The 5,397-nt window shown below is 36.7% G+C and carries 6 protein-coding genes; 2 read left to right on the forward strand and 4 right to left on the reverse strand.

Going from position 1 to position 5,397, the window contains the following annotated elements; genetic code table 11:
* On the forward strand, positions 1 to 276 hold a 276-nt coding region (locus tag JMW94_RS14490), incomplete at its 5' end, for a plasmid mobilization protein (protein WP_201604873.1).
* On the forward strand, positions 273 to 1,385 hold the full coding sequence (locus tag JMW94_RS14495; RefSeq protein ID WP_201604874.1) for a hypothetical protein: 1,113 nt from the start codon (positions 273 to 275) through the stop codon (positions 1,383 to 1,385). The genes JMW94_RS14490 and JMW94_RS14495, both read left to right, overlap by 4 nt.
* Positions 1,386 to 1,387: 2 nt before the next feature.
* On the opposite strand, the gene repM is transcribed toward JMW94_RS14495, so the two are convergent.
* From repM to JMW94_RS14515, 4 genes are all read right to left on the reverse strand, one after another.
* Entirely contained in the window at positions 1,388 to 2,368 is a 981-nt protein-coding gene (repM, locus tag JMW94_RS14500; RefSeq protein WP_227685543.1) for a replication initiation protein RepM, read from the reverse strand.
* A gap of 260 nt (positions 2,369 to 2,628) precedes the next feature.
* Entirely contained in the window at positions 2,629 to 3,084 is a 456-nt protein-coding gene (locus JMW94_RS14505) for a hypothetical protein (RefSeq protein ID WP_201604875.1), read from the reverse strand.
* A gap of 365 nt (positions 3,085 to 3,449) precedes the next feature.
* A complete protein-coding gene (locus tag JMW94_RS14510) occupies positions 3,450 to 4,139 on the reverse strand; it encodes a hypothetical protein (RefSeq protein ID WP_227685544.1) in 690 nt (229 codons plus the stop codon).
* Position 4,140: 1 nt separating this feature from the next.
* Positions 4,141 to 5,097 (reverse strand): hypothetical protein, encoded by a 957-nt coding sequence (locus JMW94_RS14515; RefSeq protein ID WP_201604876.1) that lies wholly within the window; start codon positions 5,095 to 5,097, stop codon positions 4,141 to 4,143.
* Positions 5,098 to 5,397 lie beyond the last annotated feature (300 nt).

Genomic DNA, 5,397 nt, shown 5'->3' on the forward strand with positions numbered 1-5,397 from the left:
GTAACTGACGCTGAATTACAGCAATTACATGATCGAAAGACTGATAAGACCTTAGCCGGTTGGATTCGTAACCTAGGCTTAGGTGTGACACCAATCAAGCAAGCTGATCCTAATCTCATTCGTACTTTAGGTCGTATAGGATCTAACCTCAATCAAATTGCCAAACATGCTAATACTAATAACGAATTAGATGAAAACATACTAGCCGAAATCAAAGCTATAAGGAAAACTTTAACAAACTTAATTAAGCAAAGTCTCGAGGATGGAGAAAAATGATAGTAAAATTTTTTCGTCACGGCAAGGGATCGGGTGCAGGGCCGATTAATTACCTACTAGGTAGTGATAGGCAGAGAGCAGGTGCTAAAGTGCTCTATGGCGATTCTATGATGACTGAGCAGCTAATTAATGCTACACCCTTCAAGCAAAAGTATAAATCAGGTGTTTTATCTTTTACTGAAAAAGCAGATCAATTCACCGATAAGCAAAAAAAAGATATTATGCAGCGTTTTGAGAAGACACTGTTTGTTGGTCTTCAACCAGATCAGTACGATATTCTATGGATAGAGCATAGCGATAAGGACACAGATCCTGATATAAATGAATATGGCCAAGTGATTGAAGGTAATGAGAAAAGTGGGCGGTTGGAACTTAACTTTGTAATTCCTTGTCAAGAGCTTAGGTCAGGTAAAAGCTTACAGCCATTCTTTGCAGGAGCTGACTTGGTACGAGTGAATGCATTTAAAAACATCATCAATCATGAGTATGAACTCACCAACCCTGATGATCCTATACGCAAACGTAATATTAACCCCTATATTAATAATGCTCCACGTCCTACACCATATGATTCTAAGCAGAAAACTAAGAACGAAGAAAAAGACGATGAGATTATCAAGAACCCACCAAGCCACCACTTGCTTAAAGAAGCGATTGATAGAAAAATGCTTAGACTCTTAGATGAAAACCTAATTAATGAAAGATTCGGTGTGTCTTACCAGCTCAAACGATGGGGCTTAACTGTTGAACGCGAAACCAAAAGCTCAATCAGCGTATCTCATCCTAGTATTCATAAAAATATTAGGCTCAAAGGCTTTGTTTATGAGCAAAATTTCGATGGTGTGAAGGCACAGCGACATATCAAAGAGATTTACCAAGACCACTTTGAACAAAATACCAGTAGGCAGTATCAAAATGATTTAAAGGTATGGCAAACAGGTATGGTTAAGAAAGAAGCCTATCATCGAGCACTTTATGGCGATATTAAAGCCCCTGAACCGTTAGAGCTTGATATCACAGCAACCTTACCTGAATATCAGTCAGAGTCCGATAAAAGGGAGCTCAAAATGCCAATACCAAAGCCCTTCCATTATCCTCGACCATTCTAGAATCAGGCGGTTTTAAGAGGCTTAGATTTCTTATAACCCATCTTCTCTAAGTAAGGCATGTATTTGCTTTGCTTATTTTTGTCTGTAAGCTCACTGGCGATAATCGCGGCAAATTCAGCGGTACTTTTACCGATTGGCGCATTGCTACCAAGCTCAGGTAAGTTTGCAAGCTTGCTGCTAAACGTGGCTACTTGACTGTCTGTCATATTGTGGAATATGTCGAGTGTGTCAGTATCGCTGGCTTTATTCTTAGCTGTAGCAACATGTTCAATGGACTGCTTTTTCTTAAATATGAATGTAAAGCCAGTAACCGCGCGTCCTGTTTTATGCTGCTCGTACGTGGCTGTAATATCTGTAAAGTTGTTAATTTGATTGATAGCAAGGTCTAGAACACGGGTTTTAAAGTTACACATTTGCTTATACTGCTTAGGCTCGACCCCCAGTTTTGCACGTAAGTCATCAAGTGCTATCTTGTTTGTCTTACCAACCTTTTTCCACTGCATCATTAACTCATAGAGCCTAATTGCATACTCGCTTTGCAACTCACTAACCTGTTTTAATTCGTACTCCGTGTACTGCTCGCTAAGCCTTGTTATCAATGGAATAACGGCATCTGTGAACTGCAATTCAATCATACCAGCTGTTTCTATATAGCTTATCTTTTGAACCCAATTAACAAGATGATGAACAGGCTTTCCAGTCTGTTCATGTATATCGTCATACTCGAAGTAAGCATCAAACAATCCCCTAGTTGCGCTTTTTAAAGCTCCGTAAGATGTATGCTTTTCTACTTTAAATTGTTCTTGATAACTGCTTGCGTGAATTTGTAGCATACCCCTAGCATCAATCAGCTTTTTTTGTTCCCTTGCTGCAATAATCGCCAAAAATATAATGCGCTGTTCAGGTATGCCAAGCGAGTAGCTAGCACTAATTAACTTATTATCTTTGGTTACTAGCTTACAATCACCCATTTTTTTACCCACTCGTAGAAGCCTAAAGTATTATAGGTCTATTTAATTACAACTTACAATCATTTGTAATTAAAAGGTCGGTAAACGTAATTGAATGGGTCGGTAAACGTAATTGAATGGGTCGGTAAACGTAATTGAATGGGTCGGTAAACGTAATTGAATGGGCGTTAAGAGCTAGTGCTAGCAAAGGTTACAGCGAACGTAAAAGCTTTTAAAAGCTTTTAAAAACATTAAAAACCTTTTTGACTATAAATAAGGATTAAAAAAGCACTTTAAGCTTCAGTAGATTGTTTATCCCTTAACTCATAATCTTCTATCCAGTACTTAATGAACAGATCCAAAGCCTCTTTATACGCTTTAGGATCACTCTTAACCACAGATAACACCAATTGAGCCAGCTCCTTATTTTGCTTACGATCCTTGGAAGCAAACCTTTTAAGCTTTCCTTTGTTGAAATTAATACCCATTAGTTTAAGCACTTGGTCAGCACTGTATGACGTTAGAGAGTGCTCATTCAAATGTATATTGTCGTGTTGTCTCTTCTCTATTTTATCTATATTAGGCAAGTCACAAAAAGCGTGCCATAACTCCTTTCTTTTATCATTTGATAAATGCTTTAGATGATAGGAATACATCACCTCATGCAGATTCCCTATGTTGTCTATAATCCTTAGGAAGAGAACTATTGCATGACTTCTCGCTGTTCTTTTGAGGTTAACACGCCTCATGTTTTCCACTCGATTCTGATTCTTCTGCTTGACACATTCCATCATTAAACCCTCTACAAACAATCAGTGAGAACTCACTACAGACAATAAAGATAACTATCTACCCACAATAGCTATAAACCATCTACAGACAATATAATAATAGTGCAATTATATCAATTACCTATTTTATAAAATTTTTTAAGCCAGCAGTCCTAAGAGGGGGCTATTTTCACTTCGTTGCAATATTCCCTCTTAGGTGCTGACAAAGGGGCTTCGCCCCCTTGACCCCCTTTAAAGAAATTACCATCCTAAAAAGCAAAAAAATATGGTTAACACTGAAGAAGTGTTAACCATATTTTTTTGTAGAAAAGAGATTAGATTAGTTAGAATACGAGATCTTCAACCACTTTTGGCATATAAGAATTAAGAATCGGCTGTGTGCTTAACCCAAGTAAATCGTATATCTGTCCACCGATACCTGGAACAACCTCTCCGCTAACATCACGTTTATCATCTACGGCAAAACAAAAGAACTTAAACTTATCTGATATATATTCAGGAAATTCCTTTTTGAGTTTTTCTTCTGAATGCGTATGAGCGACTGGTGATAGTATGAAGACGTTATTAACTTTTTTAACCTCGTCTAACATTTCAATCAAGTTAGTTCTAACTACACAGCTGCCTGACATCACAGACTTTACTACTATAATATTATCGACAGATTTATAGCCTGTCTCGATAAATTTATGAACTATAGGAGCTACACTAGAGCTATTGGATAGCTGATAGTGATGATTCCAAAATACGGCTAATTTAGTATCTATTCCTTGGCTTTTTAATAATGATGAAACACCAAACTGTAAATAGTCAGCATCTTCTGCTGTAGAAACGATAAGAGTACTTTCGTTTCCTAACGAAGGTAAAACAGCTTCAGCTAACAACTTTCCTAGTTCTATCATACTCTCACGATAAATCGTAGGCGCAGAAATGCTATCTAAAAGCCCTTGGAGTTGTCTTTTAGCACGTGGTGTAGCTATTTCTGTGTATGTGCGGTGATTCATATTCATATTCATATTATACCTCTCCATCTTCAGAAGAGCTTAATGAGTGCTCAATATCTTGAGCAGTGATAGACATCAATAAAAATGCTAAGTCTTTGATAGTTATTATATTTTTTGATGTCTCAACAGGTATCGCTATAATCGACTCGATCTTACATTCAACAGTAAGAGACTCATTTATGCATAAGATAAGAGTCTCATATTCTAAACTATACCTAACGATATTAGAATAGTTTGTCAGAATTTGTATTACCCAGTCGGGAATACTGTGAGTTCCTATTGGTTTTCTAAACTTTATAAACGGATTTGGATGAGCTTCTGACTCAGCTCTAGAGAACACATCGTCTATCGTATTGTAGTTTCCAGACTGTAGTATACCAAGTACTAAACTACAGGCGTAGTCAGTGGTGGTTTGACTACTTCTTCCAGTCAACTTTTCAATGTATGTTGAGATATCTGTTTTTTCTATTAACGACAAAGTGTTTAAATGAGCTTCAAAATATTCACAGGTATCATGGAGCTTCAAGTCTGGCGGAATTTTATCAATATTTTTATTAGCTTTAGATTCATCTGATACTAACAAATAATTTTTCGTAATATCGACACCAAAGCACGAAGCATCAATCGCTCTTTGCTTCCTAAATCTCTCACTTATATTGTCAGTCCAATCAGCCGCAACACCAGATGAATCTTTGGCTTGATAGTTGTATTTTATTTGATTTTCATAATCAATATGACAGATATCGTCTACAAAACCGATTTGCTGCGTTTCAATGACGTGTTTTTTGCAATCATAATCATCATTGGCGGCTGTTTGAAAAACTCTGTAGAGTTGGTAGTAATTTTCATAATCACGACCTTTCTGGTTGTTTGTACCTCCTTGGTGAATGTTTTTAAGATTACTTAAAACATCTTTACCGTATGTATTATTTACGAAATCCAAGATGGTCTGATTATCAGGTTTATTCATTCTATAACCTATTCCAAAGTACGATATTATATTTATATTATTGTCTACATAATTTTGCTCAAGTAAGCATACCAGTAAAGTTTTTCTCGCAAACTAAATTTTTATAATTGGGCTAAAAATTAATGAATAATAAGAGTAAACCAAATAAGCGTTCACGCGAGATTACTATCAGAGTAACTGACGCTGAATTACAGCAATTACATGATCGAAAGACTGATAAGACCTTAGCCGGTTGGATTCGTAACCTAGGCTTAGGTGTGACACCAATCAAGCAAGCTGATCCTAATCTCATTCGTACTT

It is taken from the genome of Psychrobacter immobilis (assembly GCF_904846185.1).
Taxonomy (GTDB): domain Bacteria; phylum Pseudomonadota; class Gammaproteobacteria; order Pseudomonadales; family Moraxellaceae; genus Psychrobacter; species Psychrobacter immobilis_B.